The sequence below is a fragment of the Paenilisteria riparia FSL S10-1204 genome, assembly GCF_000525995.1.
GTDB classification, from domain to species: domain Bacteria; phylum Bacillota; class Bacilli; order Lactobacillales; family Listeriaceae; genus Listeria_A; species Listeria_A riparia.
Map to the genome: position 1 here is coordinate 167,500 of NZ_AODL01000002.1, position 16,378 is coordinate 183,877.

Here is a 16,378-nt window from a genome sequence, read left to right on the forward strand (position 1 = left end):
CTTGTGTTCCAGCCTCTACTTATCTCCGTATGTTTATTTATCAATCCGTAAAACTCGTCGCAACAGAAATGCCATCCAATGGATCAGCAAACTGCGTTACCATATAAGTAGTCGCTCCGTCTTGCCAGCTAATCCTATTTCCATCTGCTCTATTTGGCACGGCCTCTAGCTTCACACCACCAACTTGATGCGGTGCAGGAAGCGTCTCTTTTTCTAGTTTGGCGACTACTTTTTTTGCTAAATCAATCGAATCTTGCTGGTCACCGCTCGTCGTATTGCGTACACTCAAGCTCCAACGACCTTCCGCCCAACTGAGAAAAGTAGAGCCAGCCCCTGCCTCTGAATATCCTGTAATACCAGAGCCTAAGTCAACGCCGTTAATACCTGTGTTCACGTTATCCATGTGACCTGTCGCATCCGCTGCTTCTTGTTCGGTCGCATATTTCTTTCCGGAAACAGTCACAAGTGGGGTAGCTTTTTCTGCATTTTTCAAGTCCTCGCTGTTTACCGAAATTGGTTGTTTTGTTTCATAAAATACCACTTGATAGTTATCGGGAGAAGATGTTGTTCTAGCGCTTAGGTAATCTTTTTTAGAAGACAACGGGATGTTTTTGGGGAGCATAACGATGGCATCAGTAGTCAATTTTGATTTTACTGTAGCGAAAACATCTTTTTGGGACAGTGTCGTTGTGTTGGCACTGCTTTTCGTGTCTTTATTCGTGGTATCATCCATTGTTTTACCGTAGTTATTATTATTGCTTCCATACGAGTTTCCGTGGCCACTAGAACTATCTGAGGAGTATGAACCGCCGCAACCTGCAAGCGTCAGCATGCCTAGAAGAACTGGAAGTATTACCACTTTCTTGTTCATTACAATTCACCTCTTTGATAGGGTTTTCCCGATTTTAGTATAAAAAAACCACCTCCAGCCAAGAAGGTGATTTTGTCATATTTAAAAGAATTTGCGTCTCCAAAAAACAAAGCCGAGTAGTCCCGCGATACCAAAGGAAATGCAGATGACGAGTACCCAAGCAATCGGTATATCCGAAAGTGGCAACCGCACGTTCATCCCATAAAAACTGAAAACCATCGTTGGAATCGTTAAAATGATTGTAAATGAGGTCAGGAATTTCATCACGATATTCATGTTGTTCGAAATAATCGACGCATAAGCATCCATCATCCCACTCAGAATATTCGAATGAACTTCCGCCATCTCGATACCTTGGCGATTCTCGATAATAACGTCTTCTAGCAAATCTTGGTCTTCTTCATACATTTTCACGATATGTTGGCGCATCATCTTATCTAGCACCAATTTATTTGATTTCAGGGCGGTTAAGAAGTAAACCAAGCTTTTCTCAATCCCCATCAAATCATATAGCTGCTTATTTTTCATTGATTCATGTAGTTCTTTTTCAATGTCATCGGTTTGGCGACTCATCCGTTTCAAGTGACGGAGGAATTGCGTGGAAATCATGTATAAAATCTGCAAGGCGAAACGCGTTTTCATATGGGTAAAGAAGCCTTTAATGCGATTTTTAATGAATGATTGGATAATCGATGAGTCAATCGTGCAAATCGTGATAAAGTAATCTTTCGTCATAATCATCCCGAGTGGAATGGTTTCAAATGAAGCGTAATGAATATCGTCCTCATCGACAATCGGAAAGTCACAAATAATCAAGACAGCTTCGGTATCGTCGTCGCGCTCAATCCGGGCACTTTCATCTTTATCAAGTGGATCTTCTAAAAATTCTAATGGAATAGTATATTGTTCGGCAATTTGGTTAATCTCTTCGGACGACGGCGCCACGATGTTAATCCAGCAATTGCGTTCTGGATGTTCTAATTCTTCTAATTTGCCAACGTCATTTGATTTGAATATTTGATGCATATTTATTCCTCCCTTTCTAGGATTCTAACGTATGCATGGGATACTGATGCACGCCATGAATAGAATCCTTTATTATCTGATGCGGATCAGGTTCGTTCGGTGCTATATTCGTTTTCATGGTGCTCAACTCCTTTTTTCAAATAATCACAACCCCTCTATTATACAGAGATTTCCCCTTTTTGTATATGCCATTCGCTTAAATTTTTTGCATTTCAAAACTCATCTGATAAAGAGGTAACAATAAATCAACAGTTTCTTCCAATGTCTTGGTAAAAGCCGTTTTGTTCTTCAATGCCGCGTCACCAGGTTGGAAAATACGACCAACTAAAAACTCGCCTTTTTTAACATCGCGGAAACGTTCTAACGCTTTCGTCAAATCGGTGTTTTGTACAAGGCTTGTAGGTTTTTCTGTATGATCTAGTGAGATGGAGAAGTTGGCTGGTAAATTTTTGAGTGTATCCAGATTTTCTAGGAAGTTGTGGACAACAATTTGGCGGTTTTCGGTTTCATATATGAAGGCAAGCCAGATAAACACATATTCATCCCAAATCCCAACTTGGAAGTGCGGGTGTTTTTTGTAGCCGCGTTTGTTATTCGCAACGGCAAGCCAGGTGCTATCAGGCGGATTTACAGAGCGGCGCGCGTGTCTAGCAATATGCAGAAACATCTCGTCGTCTGTTTTGGCGCTTAAATAAGTCGCAAGCCCTTCACCAATTTGGCTGAATTTCGGTTGAATCTGGGTTTGAATAGCCTCCATCCGTTCCTCCAACCCCGGTGTTTGCATGGCTTTAAAATCTTTTTTCGTAAAACTCATTGTGATTCCTCGCTTTCATAAAAAATAGACGTTTATTTCATTATAACGTAAAAAAGAGTCTTAGAGGCTGTATTTAGCTTGAAATTATGATAAGCTAGGAAAAATGAGAAACAAAACGAAGGAGTGGTACAAAGATGATACTGGAGAAAATCGATCAACTAGCGCGGGAATGGCTGGAGGAAGCCGGAAATCGAATTTTCATGGCGCTTGAACAATCAACAGTTGAAGTGGAGGCAAAATCAGATAGGAATGATTTAGTGACGAATGTTGATAAAGCAACAGAACAATATTTTGCGGAAAAAATTGCCACTTATTTCCCAGACCATCGCTTGCTTGGTGAGGAGGGGTATGGCGAAGAAATAACCAGTTTAGAGGGCATAGTTTGGATATTAGACCCAATTGATGGCACGGTAAATTTCGTTGAGCAGAAACGGAATTTTGCAATTTCGCTCGGTATTTATCAGGAGGGTGTCGGGGAGTTGGCCTATATATACGATATCGTTGGAGGTGAGTTCTATTATGCCAAGCGTGGTGAAGGTGCTTTTGTGAATGATGTTGAAATACCTAAGCTGGCAGAGGATAATAAATTAGAAGATTCGCTTGTGATTATTAACACTACTGCGATACGCAAGTTTCCACAAATGCTTTCAGTAATTCAAAAAGCTCGCGGGCTGCGTTTATATGGCGCGGCAACACTTGAGTACATGGCGGTGGCAACAGGTCGTGCGGATGCCTATGTGAGTGCTAATCTAGCACCTTGGGACATCGGTGCTGGAAAAATAATTGCTGAGGAAGTTGGCGCCATCGTGACACGCGTAAGTGGATCAGAAATGGTAATTACCGAAAAAGGTGATTCATTCGTTGCGAGTCCTAGCGTCCACAGGGAGATTCTACGTTTTGAGATTTGAAGATGAGAACGATTGCATTTTTCATTGGTATGTTTTACAATTCTTATTGTTTGCCAATAAAATTTAAAAATTATGGGGAGTATGGAATGATGAAAATGTATAAAAAAGGGTATGGACTGATAACTATTTTAGTTATTATGATGGGAATAATATGGTATGGATCTTTGGATACAAAAGCAGCAGAAATCGCTTATATCAAATATTATACAGGTGATAAGCTGGAAGCAAAAACTACAGCAATTTCAAATTTTGATCCTGCTAGTATTTCAAACTCCATCACTGGGAGCTTAAATATTGCGGTGAGGTATAATTATACGCGTGTACAATTACCAGAGGGCACTTACCAGCTTAATCAAACACTAAATGTACCAAGTGGCATTACGCTAGAGGGAAGCCGAGATGATAATGGGAATAACTTAACGACTTTAGCAGTACCGGAGCTAAATGTTGCAGGCGAAGCTCACGTATTGAATACACAAGCGCTTATAACAGCGGATAGCGGTACTGATGTGAGAAACACAACAATTAGACGCCTAATTTTAGATGGCGGATGGCATGCAAGTTCAAATCGACTAGTAGAAAGCCAAAAAGCTATTTTTCTATCCCCGTTTCCACAAAGCAAAAAAGCAGGAGACGGCTACTATAAAGATGTGCAACGAAAGCACGATATCTCGGTTGAAGATATGACTATTCGTAATTTTGGTGGATCAGGTATTTATATGGATTTTGTGAAAGATGTAACTATAGGAGAAATAAATAGTGACCAAGAAGAAAAAAGTAATAGTATTGAGAGCATTGGTTATGGAGGAATCATTGGTTACTCGGTGGATTATGTGAAAATCCATAATACATTGATAAGTGATGTTGGATTAGATGGAAAGCAAGCATACGGAATTGCTGTTAGCTGGTACAAAGGTACAACGGATGCTAATCAACTGGCAGATGACGATCGCAGTCGTTTTGAAGATACTGCTGATGGAGAGGCACTTTGGAAACAAGCCTCGTACACGAATGGTTATTATCCGAGCACAAATGTGACTATAAAGAATAATGTCATCATGAATATTGCGAGCTGGGAAGCATTAGATACTCACTCAGGTAAAAATATTAAATTCATTGGGAATCATGTGATGGGTGTTCGTTTTCCAATTGTTGTAGGTGGCATGGATTATGAGGGGGCAACTATTTCAGCGTACCCACCAGAGAACATCTTAATTTCAGAAAATAAGATTAATCAAGCCACAGATGTACAATGCTATAAACCAAAGGCAATTTCATCTGAGCGTGGAATTGTTGCGACTGGAACTCAATTTAATGACCTAACTAAAGAGAATATGGGTTTTTTAAAAACATTGACGATTAAAAATAATGAAGTAAGCGATATTCAGACAATAAAAAATATACATGGTGGTATAAGTATTCATGTTACCTATGGAGCTCAAGTGCTATTTAATCGAGTCGACCATACGCTGTTTAATGGATTAGTCTTGATGAGCTCTAATAAAAAAACGATATTAGAAAACAATACGGTTACTGACATGAAAGAGGCACCATCAAACGAGGTATCAGCCAGCCTTGGAATTCGAGGATCGCACAATAATGGCAATAGCACAAATGATTATTTATTGGAGCCTCTAACGGATATGGGCACGAGCTTTATAAATAATATATTAGATGGGTCATATCCAAGCAAAAATATTTTTCAAATTTATCAAAATCCAGTGAGCACATCTAATAATATGTTGAACTTTGGCGAAATGTCAGTTGTTGAACCTAAATAACTTCAAAAATCATTTACAATGATTAGCAATTCGGCGCTTAATGTAAAAAAATGCTCCTTCTAGAATAAAAATCGTGCTAAACCAAAGTAAATGTGCTATAATTGGAGAGTTGAAAAACTAAACGATCTAGGAACGGGGAAAATAACTAATTTTCCTTTTTTCTTTTTGGCTCTGGTAGCTAAGTCGTATTACCATATATGTAGAGCGCTTGACTTTAGTTAGGCCAATATTTGAGTCGCTGAGCTAACGAACACAAAAGCCAGCTTCGCGAAAGGTAATTTTATATTAGGAGGAACTAGTTTTGAAATTAAGAGAAGATATTCGTAACGTCGCTATTATTGCCCACGTTGACCATGGTAAAACAACATTGGTGGACCAACTTTTACGTAAGTCAGGAACATTCAACGATCATGAGCAAGTAGCTGAACGTGCGATGGATAGTAACGCAATTGAAAAAGAACGTGGTATCACTATTTTAGCTAAAAATACAGCCATCAATCACAATGGCGTGCATATTAATATTTTAGATACTCCTGGACATGCCGATTTCGGTGGGGAAGTAGAACGTATTATGAAAATGGTTGACGGTGTTGTCTTGGTTGTTGATGCCTACGAAGGTACAATGCCACAAACGCGTTTCGTATTGAAAAAAGCGTTAGAACAACATTTAACACCGCTTGTTGTTGTAAACAAAATTGACCGCCCATCTGCTCGTCCAGCAGAAGTTGTCGATGAAGTTTTAGAATTGTTTATCGAACTAGGTGCAGACGAAGATCAATTGGAATTCCCAGTTGTTTACGCTGCGGCAGTTAATGGAACAAGTTCATTAAGCGATAATGTGGATGACCAAGAAGAAACAATGGACCCAATTTTTGACTTGATTATTAATAACGTACCAGCTCCTGTGGATAACAGTGACGAGCCATTGCAATTCCAAGTATCTTTACTTGATTACAATGACTATGTTGGTCGTATCGGTATTGGCCGTATTTTCCGTGGTACAATGGAAGTTGGTCAATCGGTAGCCTTGATGAAATTGGACGGAAGCGTGAAGAAGTTCCGCGTAACTAAAATGTTCGGTTTCTTAGGTCTAAAACGTGTCGAAATCACGCAAGCAAAAGCGGGTGACTTAGTTGCCGTTTCTGGTATGGAAGACATTTTCGTAGGGGAAACAGTAACGCCAGACGATCACCAAGAAGCATTGCCAATTTTGCGTATTGATGAGCCAACACTACAAATGACATTCGTAACAAACAATAGCCCGTTCGCAGGTCGCGAAGGAAAACACGTAACAAGCCGTAAAATCGAAGAACGCTTGCTTGCTGAATTACAAACAGATGTAAGTTTACGTATCGAGCCTACTGCTTCACCAGATGCTTGGATTGTATCAGGTCGTGGTGAGTTGCATTTATCTATCCTAATCGAGAACATGCGTCGTGAAGGTTACGAGCTACAAGTATCGAAACCAGAAGTTATCATCCGCGAAATCGATGGCGTGAAATGTGAGCCAATGGAACGCGTGCAAATTGATACACCGGAAGAATATGTTGGTAGCATCATGGAATCTATCGGTTTACGTAAAGGTGAAATGGCTGACATGGTCAACGATGGTTCTGGTCAAGTTCGCTTGATTTTCCTAGTACCATCACGTGGACTGATTGGTTACACTACCGAATTCCTATCCATGACTCGTGGCTACGGTATTATCAACCACACATTCGATTCTTACCAACCAATGCAAAAAGGTCGTGTCGGTGGACGTAGCCGTGGCGTGCTTGTATCTATGGAAACAGGTAAATCAACAACTTACGGAACAATGCAAGTTGAGGACCGTGGTACGATTTTCGTTGAGCCAGGTACAGACATTTACGAAGGTATGATCGTCGGTGAAAACAACCGTGAAGGTGATATCGCAGTAAATATCGTAAAAGCGAAACAAATGACAAATATCCGTTCCGCAAACAAAGACCAAACAAACGTAATCAAAAAACCTCGTACATTGACGTTAGAAGAATCATTAGAATTCCTAAACGACGACGAGTATTGCGAAATCACACCAGAAAACATTCGTTTGCGTAAGAAAATCTTGAACAAAAACGAACGTGAAAAAGCAGCGAAACGTACAAAAACTGCTGATAAATAATAATTTTTGAAGCCGTCTGATTATCAGGCGGTTTTTTTATTGTAGGAACTTCATGGCATTAATTATTTTTGTAACACGATTGTAATATGGTGTCTTTTTTGGTATAGTTGGGGTAAGGGTAAATGTTGAATAAGGAGGGATTTACATGAAGAAAGTACTGATGGTAGGCATGATGAGTGCAATGTTAGTGGGACTTGCGGCTTGTGGTTCGAACGCAGATTCAAAATCAGCAGAACAAGACAAAGCAGCACCCAAAACCGAGGAAAAAGAAGTGGCTAAGAAGGAGGAAACAACAAAGCAAGATGTAAATTCCAATATCGATGCGAATAAACAAACAGAGGAAAAACAAGATAAAGAGAGTGCAACAGCTAAAAAAAGAAACACCAGCAACCCAAAAAGGCAGAAAGAAAAAAACAAGTGAATCAGAAGCACAAAGTGATACAACCAAAGAAACACCAGACACTGCAAAAGCAGAAAGAAAAAACCGAAGCAAAAACAGAAGAAAAATCCCCGGAACAAAAACAAGCGGTAGCACCAACGGGTACATTTTCTTTAACACCAGCAGGTTTCAAGCAATCCGCAGTAGCGCCAAAAACAGGTGGAACGGTATCACTTGTCTATTTGAATACAACGCCAGAAACAGCCGATTTTGGACCGCTTAAAGTAACTATCAAACAATACAAACTAGAAAGCGTAACAGGATCTAATAAGAAGATGGACCCGTATAGCCCAGAATCTTATTTAGCGAATCAAGATGGTTTTGTTGTTACAGCAGACGTCGTTATTGAAAACACATCAGCAAGCAATATCAACTACTTGGCTGAGCGCATCCAGATTAATGGCGGTGGCATTTCTAAAGGAGCTAGCTTAGAGAATTTTGTGCCGACTGCCTACCAATTGAGCGGCAGCGCTACATCACACAATATTTTCCCAGCGAAATCCAAACGTGAAGGAGCAATCACGTATATGCTCAACAAAGAAAATTACTATACACTTGTCCATTTAACGAAGCTTGTCGTACCAAACCCAAATGAATTTGCAGACAAAGCATTACCTGTAAAAACAACAAAAGGCAATCGATTTAGATTTTCGCATCACAGAGTAACAAAGTCGTAAGTACGCGAAAACCCGCCAGTCTTAGAGATTAGCGGGTTTTTCGATAAATTTTTTCGTTTTTGGTTTATGAAATTCGAACTTGCCAGAATTAATTCGTTCCACCGTTTTTTGTGCAATTCTGGTTTCGCATTCTGGGCAAAGATACATCCGAATCGGCTTATTGCGTAGCTGTTTCGTCTTAAATTTCTTATCGTCTAATTCATCAACTGTTTCACATAAAATACATTGTGCCTTCATTTGCGTTCACCTCATGCCTTTATTATAGCATGGAAAAATAGAAAGTAAAACGTAGAGGAGCTGTTTCCTATGAATCAAATACAGAAAAAATATACAGAATTGATTTGGACTTCGATTACTGGGGTACTAGCTGTTGTGGCATTGGTGTTCGTCCAAGAGGCTGTGTATTGGTTTGATAACTTCTACACGGTGTTTAGTGCCGCAGGAATTATGATTGCAAGTTACCTTGTTGCTACCTGCATTTCATTTGTACGCTCATTGAAGGGTACGCTATCAGGAGTTGAAATGCTCGTCATTTATTTTTCCATGCCAGCGAGTTTGGTTTTAGCCGTATGCATGTTTCTTTTAACAGTTATGTGGCTAGGATAAAAAATTATGTTGATATCAGGTTACTTTCGTAAAAAAATATGCTATACTTTAGGAAGATAAAATTCAAAAAATTGTACTTTCTTTGGAAATAGATGAATTAGGCGCATAGGATGTGTTTTGAATGGGGGTTTCTGTAGTGACGGACAAACAAATAGACCACAGAGAAGAGGCCGTAAAGCTTCTTAAAGAAGACGCAAAGCGAATTTTGCAGTTGATTAAAGTGCAGATGGATAACTTAACTTTACCTCAATGCCCAGCTTACGAAGAAGTTTTGGATACTCAAATGTACGGCTTATCGCGCGAAATTAATTTTGCGGTGCGATTAGGACTGATTGATAGAGCAGAAGGACAAAGCCTGCTAAACACGCTGGAGAAAGAACTTTCGGTGTTGCATGAGTTGTCGACGAGTAAATAAATAGAACATCCCTCTTAACGTGAGCTTAGTGCAACGGTTAAGAGGGATGTTTTTTGATATTCAGCTTTTCTCACTATAATAAAACCCAAACTCAATATCCTTCTGATGATTTCCAAATCCTTTTCCGAAAATCGTTGTTCCACCAATGTTTTTTGCATCTTTTTCAACGGCGATACGAAAGCTCACAAGGTCGCTAGTTAGTTCTAGGTCATCCAATGTCAGTTCGGACAGGATATCTCCGTCAAAGTGCGTACCGTGCTTCGAAATGCGAATCGTTTTAAATAGCCCGTACTGACTGTTTGCGTCTTGCCACCAGCTTGGCGTGTATTTACCACGAATATCGGAAAAATTGCCAGGACATGTCCATGTGCCCAATTTACGTCCGTTAATATAAAAGGAGATATCCGACGGCCAGACATTGTTCGAATACGGAAATTCCGATGCAATCTCAAAACTGATTTCCAATAATTCAATGCGCTCATTGGCTTGCAACGGGTTGGGGACTTTATATTCTAAATAACCTTGTGTAAACCAAATAATTTGTGCGTCCATTCGGCTGGAATCCATGAAATATTTCGGTTCATCGACATGGCCAATAAACGCTTTGCTCGACGCAAGCCCGCATGTTGGGGTTACATCATAGTCCGTATAATGCCCAACAGGAAGTGCAACAGAACGCATTTTGAAATTCGGATAAATCGTCGTCGGGAAATTGATCTCGATTTTATCAACTACAAGCTTGGAAACCTTCTGGATACCAGATTTTCCGGGCTTTTTTTCTGTGCGGATTAGTTGGGCTTTCTCGAGTTGATTAATATGTCTTGTAATAATCGCACTGCTCATATGTAAGGCATGTGCAAGTTCTTTAATATTCATCGAACTTTGTGAAAGTAAGTTCAAAATTTGGATTCTCGTCTCGCTAGCTAAGGCTTCGTAAACAGGAATGGAATCTTTAGAAATATCTAACTGCATGTATAAAAAACCTCCTTTAGTTAATACTTTTATAGATGTAAATAGTTAAATTTTGCTCTTTAAATCAGTTTAGTAAACCTATTAGTTTAGCATAACATAAAATTGCTAATAAAAGAAATAAAAGTGTTGACAATAAAATTTTAGTGAATTATAGTAAAAATATAAAAGAAGTTTAGTTATTTAATTTACTTTTTAGTTAACTAAGTTTTTTTCTTTTTTTACAACATTATATGTAGGCGTTTACATCGGACTGCAGCTGATGTGGAAATACGCGAATATGTCATCAAAAAGTTTGTGAAAAGTCGTTTACTTTAGAACAATGAAAGTGGGAGGAATTGAGATGAAAAAGGTAGTAGGGCTAATTTGTATGTTAATGCTAGTTGTTGGGTTGGCAGCATGTGGTGGTTCGACGGACGCGAAAGATACGGCGAAAAGTAAGGAAATTATATTCTGGAATCCATTTACGGGTCCTGATGGCGCAAATATGCAAAAAATGGTGGATGCATATAATAAGACCAATCCTGAATTCAAAGTGAAAAACATGTCATTAAAAGAAGGGGATATGTACACGAAGATTCCAACGGTTGTTAACTCTGGCAAAAACATTCCAGATTTGACGATTGTTCACGCCGAGCGCATTAAACAATATGTGGATAACGATATGCTGATGTCATATGATGATTACTTAGCAGATTTTCCAGATATTAAAGCCGAGAATTACGTACCAGAAGCTTGGAATATCGGACAAATCGATAATAAGCGCTATAGTGTTCCGCTAGATATTCACTCCTTTATTATGTACTACAACAAGGATTTAGTGAAAAAATATGCTCCGACAGCGCTTGACGACGGTGTTGTGACGTTCGATGAAATTCAAGCTGCTGGAAAATTAGCTAAAAAAGATAAAATAGACGCCGTAACAGTGAGCTGGGTAAAACCAACGTTCCTATCACTTTACGCACAAAACGGCGGTAAATTAACGGAAAACGGTATTGATCCAACACTTGACAACCAACAAGCTAAAGACACATTCAACTTATGGAAAGATATGTACAAAGACGGAATCACAACAAAAGATGGCGAAGACTACTTCCAAAAATTCATCGCTGGCAAAGTTATTTTCGCACCGGAAGGTATCTGGATGCAAAATACGGCGAAAGATGCCAAGTTCGACTGGGGTATCACCAATGCGCCACAACTAAGCGAAGATAAAAATAAAATGGTGAACTGGTCCAGCTCGCATCAATTCACGATGTTTAATAGTGAAGGCCGCTCTAAAGAAAAAACAGCTGGCGTATTGAAATTCATCGACTGGGTACAAGACAACTCGCTAGAATGGGCAAAATCAGGTCAAAACCCAGCATCACTTAAAATTGTAGAAGACCCAACGTATAAAGAAATGCCACAATCCTTCTTGTTACTTGATCCAGCAGAACAAAAATCATTGAAAATTTTCGATTATAAATACAATGGTTACGTATCAGAACAACTGGACGCGAACGGAAATGATATTATTTTCGGCAAAACACCGGTAGATAAAGGCCTCGCAGATATGCAAAAAGCAGTCGAAGATAAAATCGCCAAAGATAAATCGAATAAATAAGAAATGAGGGGTTAAAGATGTGAAGATGTCTTGCCCCTTCATGAAGAATTTAGAGTGGGGGTTTGGTTAATGGAAGCAAATGCTAAAACAATCACGTATAAAAAAAAGAACTGGCGCTTTACGCCGTGGTTATTTGCAGGTCCGCATTTGATTATTTTCTTGATTTTCTTTTTGGTTCCGGTTGTGTATGGGATTTATATTTCGTTTACGGATTGGGATTTAGTTGGGACACCTGATTTTGTTGGATTTGATAATTATCGCGAGATTTTGTTTCAGAAGGATTCAACGTTTTATGAGCAGCTACATAATGGGTTGCGCAATACCTTCATCTTTGTTGTGTTGACTGTGCCATTTTGTATTATCGTGCCGCTGTTGCTTGCGAGTGCGTTGAACGCGAAACCGAAGTTAAATAAGCTGTTCCAATCGTTGTTTTATTTGCCTTCGCTATTTGCGATTTCAGCGGTTATTATTATTTGGGGATTGATGTTTAATGTGAGTTTCGGACCGATTAATCAGTTTCTTGGAACGACGGTTAACTGGGTTGGAACGCAGCCTTATGCCTGGCTGACGCTTGTGATTGTAACGGTTTGGTGGTGTATTGGTGGGAACATGATTATTTACCAAGCAGCGCTAAATGGGATTTCGAAAGATTTCTATGAAGCGGCGGACATTGACGGAGCTACCTCGGTGCAAAAATTCTTCCGGATTACGTTGCCGAGTATTCGCGCGCAGTTACTTTATACCGTCGTAATGACAACGATTGCGCAATTTAACGTTTATGGCCAACCGTTGATGCTAACAAAAGGTGGGCCATCTGGTTCGACGACGGTACTTTTGATGTATATTCAGCAAAATGCGTTTGGTACAGGTCAGTCGATTGCGGGGATTGCGTCTGCGATGGCGGTTATTCTAGGATTGTGTATCATGGCCGTTTCTGCTGTCCAATTTTTCTTTTTACGGAATAAAAACTAGAGTGAGGGGAATGAAAATCTGATGAAAAAAGATTCGCGCTTTATTCCAAAATTAATTGCTTTTGTATTCTTGCTTGTGATGGCGATCATCTGGGTTGTTCCGCTTGCTTGGGGGATTGTGACGTCGTTTAAATCAGAGGCGGAAGTGGCGACGGTGGGCTTTAAGTTCTTGCCGGTGCAATGGGTGACGACGAACTATACGGAATTGCTATTTGATAATGCGGCGACACCGCTTTTACGTTGGTTTATGAACTCGATGATTATTGCGGTTTCGCAAACGGTGTTGGTGCTCGTTGTGGTGTCGTTGGCGGCGTTTGCTTATAGTCGTTTAAAGTTCCGCGGACGCAATGCGATGTTTGTATTTTTGATGGCTACGATGATGTTTCCGAGTGTGGTGAATTTGATTCCGCTTTATAAAATTATCGACACGTTCGGATGGGTGAATAATTATTTAGCGGCGATTGTGCCTGGTGCTGCGGCTGTCTTTAATATTTTCTTAGTGAGACAGTTTATGGTGAATATTCCGATTGAATTTGATGAGGCGGCGCGTATTGATGGTGCTGGCGATTTCAAGATTTTTTACAAGGTTATTTTGCCACTTTTGCGGCCCGTATTGATGGTTGTGGCGTTGTTTACGTTTACGGCTGCTTGGAATGATTTCCTCTGGCCGTCGATTGTGTTTAATGATATTGAAATGATGCCGATTACGCCAGGATTGCAGTTGCTACAAGGGATGTACCAAGCGCAACCGGCGCATTTGATGGCAGGGGCACTTGTCGCGATTGTACCGACATTTATCTTGTATTTATTCGCGCAAAAATATTTCTTACAGTCTATGGCATTGTCATCAGGCGTAAAAGGATAAGGGGGAGTTGGCATGAGCAGACGATTAGAACGAGTCTTTATATATATCGCAGCGGCTTGGCAGTTGTTGGACGGCTTGCTGACAATCTTCGTGTACGGCGTATTTATTAAAAAGCAAGGCTTGGATGTAGCGGGGCTTTCTGTTGCGCAAATGCGGGCGATGAAGGCGTTGTTTGGCAGTATTTTTAACTTTGTCGTGATTTTCGGGGTATTGTTGATTTTACTCGGATTATTGAATATTTATTTGGCGCGAAAACATTGGAAGGACGGCGTAGTTGGCTGGAAATTACCAGTTTGGTTGCTCGTTTGTGGGATTTTCTCTTACTTCATTATGGATATTCCAAACATTTTCTTGTTTATGAGCGCGGGAATTATTGGCTTGGCTAAAAACAAAGGTATGAAGGCGCGGCAAAATGTGACGATTAGGGAGGAAATAGGATGACAATTTTACATCCAAGGCCGCAGTTTGTGCGGGAGAATTGGGAGAGTCTGGACGGTGCGTGGGGATTTGCGTTTGATGATGCGCAAGTTGGCGTGAAGGAGCGGTGGTATGATGGTTTGCCAGAGCAGACGCCGATTCAAGTGCCATTCACTTATGAAACAAAAGCGAGTGGCATTCATGATGAATCGCATCACGCGACGGTTTGGTATGAGAAAGAAGTGACGCTTATGACGGATAAACATGTGTTGCTACACTTCGAAGGTGCGGATTATGCAACGACGGTTTGGGTGAATGGTAAGGTTGTTGGCGAGCATTACGGTTGCTATACGGCGTTTTCTTTTAACATCGCGGATTACATGGTCGAAGGCAAAAATCGTATCACTGTTCGCGTACAAGACAGCGTGGACACAGCGCAACCTCGCGGTAAACAACGCTGGATTAAGGACAATTTTGGCTGCTGGTACGTGCAAACGACGGGTATTTGGAAATCGGTTTGGCTAGAGTACGTGTCACCGATTCATATCGACTACGTGAAAATGACGCCAGACGTAGATAACCGCAAAATCGATCTGGAGCTAGAAACGAACGCATGGCATGACGGCTTAATCGCGGAAGCAACGATCACATTCGACGGCGAACTCATCGAAAAAGTAAGCGCGTTTGTAAAAGACGGTGTTGCAACCATGCAAGCATCTGTCCTTGCGAAGGGCAATCCGTGGAGTATGAAACTTTGGAATACCGAAACGCCGAATTTATACGATATTCATTTTTCACTAATAGAAGAAAACACCGAAATCGATCACGTCACATCTTATTTCGGCATGCGCAAGATCGCAATTGAAGGAGATAAAATTTTGCTAAATAACGAAGAATTGTATCAGCGCCTCATTCTCGACCAAGGTTATTGGCAGGACAGCGACTTAACACCGCCATCCGTCAGCGCGCTCGAACTGGACATCGACAAAATTCTCGAAATGGGCTACAACGGCGTGCGCAAACATCAGAAAGTCGAAGATAACCGATTCCTATACCTCTGCGACAAAAAAGGCGTCCTTGTCTGGTCAGAAGTTGGCTCCACATACAGTTTCAGCGACAAAGCCGTGGCGAATTTCACTTCCGAATGGCTCGAAATCGTGAAACAAAATTACAACCACCCGTCCATCATCACATGGGTGCCATTCAATGAATCGTGGGGCGTTTCCGACATTCACAGCAACAAAAAACAACAACAATTCACAGAAGGCATCTACTATCTAACAAAAGCATTTGACGGCATGCGACCAGTCATCACAAACGACGGCTGGGACCACACGATTTCTGATATTATCACATTACATGATTATGAAGAAATCGGTGAGTGCTTCACCAAACGCTACACCGATCGCGAAAAATTACTCTCCAACGCGTTCCAACACAACCGTTTCCGCCATCCATTCGCGAAAAACTACGTCGATAAAGGACAGCCAGTGATTATTTCTGAATTTGGTGGTATCGCTTTCCAATCCGAATCAGGCTGGGGTTACGGCAATCAAGTCAAAGACGAGGCGAGTTTTATCGAGCGATTTGACAAGATTACAGGTGCGATTCAAGCGCTCGATTATATTTCCGGTTTTTGCTATACGCAAGTCAGTGATGTGCAGCAAGAAATTAATGGCTTGCTCACCATCAATCGCAAAGACAAAGTGGACCTCTCCGCGATTCGCGCCATCAATGAACGACGTAAAAATTAACACACAACGGATGACTTTTCAATCATTTTTTCCAATGCGGCGCAATTATTATTTCTTTTCAGAGCTATTTCCGATATAATGAAAAGATATACTAAAAGTAGGGACCTCGAAAGACA

General features: G+C 40.6%; 17 protein-coding genes. 12 read left to right on the forward strand and 5 right to left on the reverse strand.

The genetic code is table 11. The features are described 5' to 3' along the window. Positions 1 to 40: 40 nt before the first annotated feature. The 3 genes from PRIP_RS00990 to PRIP_RS01000 form a co-directional block, all read right to left on the reverse strand. Positions 41 to 871 carry a hypothetical protein gene (locus tag PRIP_RS00990; RefSeq protein ID WP_052008655.1) on the reverse strand — a complete coding sequence of 277 codons (831 nt, stop codon included), beginning with the start codon at positions 869 to 871 and terminating at the stop codon, positions 41 to 43. Positions 872 to 952: 81 nt separating this feature from the next. Beyond that, positions 953 to 1,897, reverse strand: a complete 945-nt coding sequence (locus PRIP_RS00995) for a magnesium transporter CorA family protein (RefSeq protein WP_036098979.1) — start codon at positions 1,895 to 1,897, stop codon at positions 953 to 955. A 196-nt stretch (positions 1,898 to 2,093) separates the two neighbouring features. After that, positions 2,094 to 2,711, reverse strand: a complete 618-nt coding sequence (locus PRIP_RS01000; RefSeq protein WP_149023727.1) for a YktB family protein — start codon at positions 2,709 to 2,711, stop codon at positions 2,094 to 2,096. 134 nt (positions 2,712 to 2,845) lie between these two features. On the opposite strand from PRIP_RS01000, the gene PRIP_RS01005 reads away from it, so the two are divergent. The 5 genes from PRIP_RS01005 to PRIP_RS01025 all read left to right on the forward strand — a co-directional run bounded on the left by PRIP_RS01005 (position 2,846) and on the right by PRIP_RS01025 (position 8,659). Further along, complete coding sequence (locus tag PRIP_RS01005; RefSeq protein ID WP_036098981.1) at positions 2,846 to 3,619, forward strand: inositol monophosphatase family protein; 774 nt, start codon at positions 2,846 to 2,848, stop codon at positions 3,617 to 3,619. Positions 3,620 to 3,621: 2 nt separating this feature from the next. After that, positions 3,622 to 5,400 carry a right-handed parallel beta-helix repeat-containing protein gene (locus PRIP_RS01010; protein ID WP_036098982.1) on the forward strand — a complete coding sequence of 593 codons (1,779 nt, stop codon included), beginning with the start codon at positions 3,622 to 3,624 and terminating at the stop codon, positions 5,398 to 5,400. A gap of 301 nt (positions 5,401 to 5,701) precedes the next feature. Beyond that, entirely contained in the window at positions 5,702 to 7,543 is a 1,842-nt protein-coding gene (gene typA, locus PRIP_RS01015; RefSeq protein WP_036086633.1) for a translational GTPase TypA, read from the forward strand. Between the two features lie 145 nt (positions 7,544 to 7,688). Then, complete coding sequence (locus tag PRIP_RS01020) at positions 7,689 to 7,964, forward strand: hypothetical protein (RefSeq protein WP_052008656.1); 276 nt, start codon at positions 7,689 to 7,691, stop codon at positions 7,962 to 7,964. A 14-nt stretch (positions 7,965 to 7,978) separates the two neighbouring features. Then, positions 7,979 to 8,659: a DUF5068 domain-containing protein gene (locus PRIP_RS01025; protein ID WP_159101505.1), complete on the forward strand. Its 681-nt coding sequence runs from the start codon at positions 7,979 to 7,981 to the stop codon at positions 8,657 to 8,659. A gap of 21 nt (positions 8,660 to 8,680) precedes the next feature. Here the strand turns inward: PRIP_RS01025 and PRIP_RS01030 are convergent, their stop codons facing one another. Then, a complete protein-coding gene (locus PRIP_RS01030; RefSeq protein WP_036098983.1) occupies positions 8,681 to 8,896 on the reverse strand; it encodes a YlaI family protein in 216 nt (71 codons plus the stop codon). Between the two features lie 69 nt (positions 8,897 to 8,965). Here PRIP_RS01030 and PRIP_RS01035 point away from each other — a divergent pair, with 69 nt between their 5' ends. Further along, a complete protein-coding gene (locus tag PRIP_RS01035) occupies positions 8,966 to 9,265 on the forward strand; it encodes a hypothetical protein (protein WP_036098984.1) in 300 nt (99 codons plus the stop codon). A gap of 136 nt (positions 9,266 to 9,401) precedes the next feature. Continuing rightward, positions 9,402 to 9,680, forward strand: coding sequence for an Fpa/YlaN family protein (locus PRIP_RS01040; protein ID WP_036099088.1), 279 nt, complete (start codon positions 9,402 to 9,404; stop codon positions 9,678 to 9,680). 60 nt (positions 9,681 to 9,740) lie between these two features. Here PRIP_RS01040 and PRIP_RS01045 read toward each other — a convergent pair whose 3' ends face one another. Continuing rightward, the gene (locus PRIP_RS01045) at positions 9,741 to 10,652 is read right to left on the reverse strand and encodes an ArsR/SmtB family transcription factor (protein WP_036098985.1); all 912 of its coding nucleotides are present in this window, start codon (positions 10,650 to 10,652) and stop codon (positions 9,741 to 9,743) included. A 340-nt stretch (positions 10,653 to 10,992) separates the two neighbouring features. Here PRIP_RS01045 and PRIP_RS01050 point away from each other — a divergent pair, with 340 nt between their 5' ends. The 5 genes from PRIP_RS01050 (at position 10,993) to PRIP_RS01070 (ending at position 16,262) form a co-directional block, all read left to right on the forward strand. Beyond that, positions 10,993 to 12,255, forward strand: coding sequence for an extracellular solute-binding protein (locus PRIP_RS01050; RefSeq protein WP_036098986.1), 1,263 nt, complete (start codon positions 10,993 to 10,995; stop codon positions 12,253 to 12,255). Between the two features lie 69 nt (positions 12,256 to 12,324). After that, on the forward strand, positions 12,325 to 13,227 hold the full coding sequence (locus PRIP_RS01055; RefSeq protein ID WP_052008658.1) for a carbohydrate ABC transporter permease: 903 nt from the start codon (positions 12,325 to 12,327) through the stop codon (positions 13,225 to 13,227). A gap of 21 nt (positions 13,228 to 13,248) precedes the next feature. Then, positions 13,249 to 14,091, forward strand: a complete 843-nt coding sequence (locus tag PRIP_RS01060; protein WP_036086654.1) for a carbohydrate ABC transporter permease — start codon at positions 13,249 to 13,251, stop codon at positions 14,089 to 14,091. Between the two features lie 12 nt (positions 14,092 to 14,103). Continuing rightward, positions 14,104 to 14,532 (forward strand): hypothetical protein, encoded by a 429-nt coding sequence (locus tag PRIP_RS01065; RefSeq protein ID WP_036098987.1) that lies wholly within the window; start codon positions 14,104 to 14,106, stop codon positions 14,530 to 14,532. Then, on the forward strand, positions 14,529 to 16,262 hold the full coding sequence (locus tag PRIP_RS01070; RefSeq protein WP_036098988.1) for a glycoside hydrolase family 2 protein: 1,734 nt from the start codon (positions 14,529 to 14,531) through the stop codon (positions 16,260 to 16,262). Before PRIP_RS01065 ends, PRIP_RS01070 begins: the two co-directional genes overlap by 4 nt. The last annotated feature ends 116 nt before the right edge of the window (positions 16,263 to 16,378 follow it).

What these genes read in the sequence shown, in the direction of transcription:
- PRIP_RS01010 (WP_036098982.1), top strand. Translation starts at nt 3,622, where the DNA reads ATGAGAACGATTGCATTTTTCATTGGTATGTTTTACAATTCTTATTGT.
- PRIP_RS01060 (WP_036086654.1), top strand. Translation starts at nt 13,249, where the DNA reads ATGAAAAAAGATTCGCGCTTTATTCCAAAATTAATTGCTTTTGTATTC.
- PRIP_RS01070 (WP_036098988.1), top strand. Translation starts at nt 14,529, where the DNA reads ATGACAATTTTACATCCAAGGCCGCAGTTTGTGCGGGAGAATTGGGAG.
- PRIP_RS01035 (WP_036098984.1), top strand. Translation starts at nt 8,966, where the DNA reads ATGAATCAAATACAGAAAAAATATACAGAATTGATTTGGACTTCGATT.
- PRIP_RS01055 (WP_052008658.1), top strand. Translation starts at nt 12,325, where the DNA reads ATGGAAGCAAATGCTAAAACAATCACGTATAAAAAAAAGAACTGGCGC.
- PRIP_RS01045 (WP_036098985.1), bottom strand. Translation starts at nt 10,652, where the DNA reads ATGCAGTTAGATATTTCTAAAGATTCCATTCCTGTTTACGAAGCCTTA.
- PRIP_RS01065 (WP_036098987.1), top strand. Translation starts at nt 14,104, where the DNA reads ATGAGCAGACGATTAGAACGAGTCTTTATATATATCGCAGCGGCTTGG.
- PRIP_RS01050 (WP_036098986.1), top strand. Translation starts at nt 10,993, where the DNA reads ATGAAAAAGGTAGTAGGGCTAATTTGTATGTTAATGCTAGTTGTTGGG.
- PRIP_RS00990 (WP_052008655.1), bottom strand. Translation starts at nt 871, where the DNA reads ATGAACAAGAAAGTGGTAATACTTCCAGTTCTTCTAGGCATGCTGACG.
- PRIP_RS01020 (WP_052008656.1), top strand. Translation starts at nt 7,689, where the DNA reads ATGAAGAAAGTACTGATGGTAGGCATGATGAGTGCAATGTTAGTGGGA.
- PRIP_RS00995 (WP_036098979.1), bottom strand. Translation starts at nt 1,897, where the DNA reads ATGCATCAAATATTCAAATCAAATGACGTTGGCAAATTAGAAGAATTA.
- PRIP_RS01030 (WP_036098983.1), bottom strand. Translation starts at nt 8,896, where the DNA reads ATGAAGGCACAATGTATTTTATGTGAAACAGTTGATGAATTAGACGAT.
- PRIP_RS01005 (WP_036098981.1), top strand. Translation starts at nt 2,846, where the DNA reads ATGATACTGGAGAAAATCGATCAACTAGCGCGGGAATGGCTGGAGGAA.
- PRIP_RS01000 (WP_149023727.1), bottom strand. Translation starts at nt 2,711, where the DNA reads ATGAGTTTTACGAAAAAAGATTTTAAAGCCATGCAAACACCGGGGTTG.